2 protein-coding genes are annotated in these 2184 nt (G+C 34.6%); both read right to left on the reverse strand.

Translation table 11 applies throughout. The features are described from left to right. Nucleotides 1-800: 800 nt before the first annotated feature. Nucleotides 801-1508, reverse strand: a complete 708-nt coding sequence (locus tag AC3DU7_RS31900; RefSeq protein ID WP_488043239.1) for a hypothetical protein — start codon at nucleotides 1506-1508, stop codon at nucleotides 801-803. A 419-nt stretch (nucleotides 1509-1927) separates the two neighbouring features. Next, the coding region (locus AC3DU7_RS31905; RefSeq protein WP_488043240.1) for a hypothetical protein at nucleotides 1928-2184 on the reverse strand (257 nt) is incomplete at its 5' end.

Consider the following 2184-nt stretch of genomic DNA (forward strand, 5'->3'; position numbering starts at 1 on the left):
AGGGAGTAGGCAGTAGGGAAAAAAAGATTAATTTTTAAACTGTACCTCACTATCCTAAAAAGTTCTGTAATATCATTTTTAGCTCGAATTGTTTCCAGTTTTTCACATGATCGAATATTCATAAAAACAGTTGATTTTATATTTTATTTATCCACTCTAAAACTATACAGCGCTTTTCGCTCTTGATGAACCACATCTTCCTTCACACATCAAACCTTGTAGGGACGTTCCATGGAACGTCCTTACTGTGGTTTACCCAAATGAAAACCGCTGTAAAGTATAGCGCTACAAGAATTGGGAGCGGAAATTTTTAACCCTTTTACAGTTTACTATTCCCTATTCCCTGACTTCTGCAATAAATCTAATTAGGGCTTGCCGATCAAATACCTTAGCGACAGCTTTGCGTCAGCAAAAGCATTGAATGATATTGGTTGTAGCATTTTTTAGTCTCAAAAAGTTCCAGCTTTTCGGTGGCAAGAGCTGCATAAAGCTAGTATTTTGGCAGGCAACGGTGGAAAAATTGGAGGACAATTATTCAAGCTACATCTTCTGTAATCTACCATTTCTCCTGACTACTAACTACTAACTACTATAGCAATCAGGAATGAGTTGTGAGAATTGAGGTGTTTCTTAAAAGTGTAGAATATAGCAATTATTATATTCATATGATACGTTTTTTCCTCTTCTCTGTTCCCAGCTCCGGTGTTCCCTGTTCCCTAAAAATTGCCAATATCTCACAACTCAAATCATATTGCTATAACTACTACGAATAGTAAAAAGACTTTTTCAGCAAACTCTAATTAACTCTTATTTTTAATATAAAAATCAACCCCTATATCTGCATTTAACTCGCCTAAATAAGTTAATAAACCATAGATAAAAACCACACATCCCATCATTTCCATTACTTCTTCTACAGTAGCTAACATTGCGTAAACTAAATTCTGCTGACCATCAATTCCATCATAGTAACTTCCGACCATTTCCATACCCAATGCACCGCCCACATATAAACTAATAGCAATTAAAAAATATCGACGCAATTGCTTTGGTAAATAGAATATAAATTTCCAATATTTCCAGATAAAAATTATTACTAAAACTGTTCCAGGAATTACCCACACTGAATGCCAGAAACTGGGAAGATTTAGAATATCTGCTAAGTCATCAATAATCAAAATTTCATGGATACTAGCTATTTCGTCAAGTGCTAATAGAAAGAAAATGATTGAGAGAATTTTCCACTTTCGCCAGAAACGGTCAGATAACGATCTTTTTATGATAAAAATTCCGCGAATAATTAATCCACAAGATATCAACATTAAACATGAATACCAAGTTGGAATATTCATTTCTCGGTCGAGATTAAATAATCTTGTCCAAGGTTCGCGGTAATCAAAAACATATTTACCTATTTGAATAGCAATGCTGCATATAGTTAAAAATATTATACCAAAAGTTAAGTATTGAGCAATCTTAAAGGGAGAAATTGTGATTTTAAATTTCATTTACAGCAGTTTTCCATTTGAGGAAGTACAAAATTTTGGGAAAATAGGGAATAGCAATTAAGATTAAACTTTACCTCACTATCTTAAAAAGTCTTGTCATAAAATTTGAATCAAGAAAAAGGGCGTTGTTTAATAGCATGTAATCTTAATTACTTAGGAGTCAGGAGGGAAGAAAGAGGATTAAAAGGAGAAAGTTTTATGAAAATAAAAATTAAACAATCTCCCCACTCTCCTACTCCCAACTATAGAACCCATTTGAGATATATATAAATAATTAAGTAGGATGGTGCAAAAAAACAGAAGGATATAACGAAAAGTAAACTTGCCCAAAACTTTCTTCCATTCTGCCTTCTGCCTTTGCATAGCGATAATTTTCAACATTGACCTACTTAATTATGGTAGTCAAGTCTTTTGGCGCATCAATTTTGAGGAAGAATCTGAAGCAGGAGTGTTTTTTGTATTATTTCTCCCCAAATCTTACCTCCTGTCTCTTGTCTCATGTCTCCTGTTTTCTGCCTCCTGACTCCTGTCTCCTGTCTCCTAACTAAAAAAACGTGCATATCTGCATATTTATGAAGATACCAAATGGTTTCTATACAATAGACATCTCCAGAAAAGAGGGAACAGGGAACACCGGAGCTGGGAACACCGGAGCTGGGAACACCGGAGCTGGGAA

The organism is Okeania sp. (genome assembly GCF_983059655.1).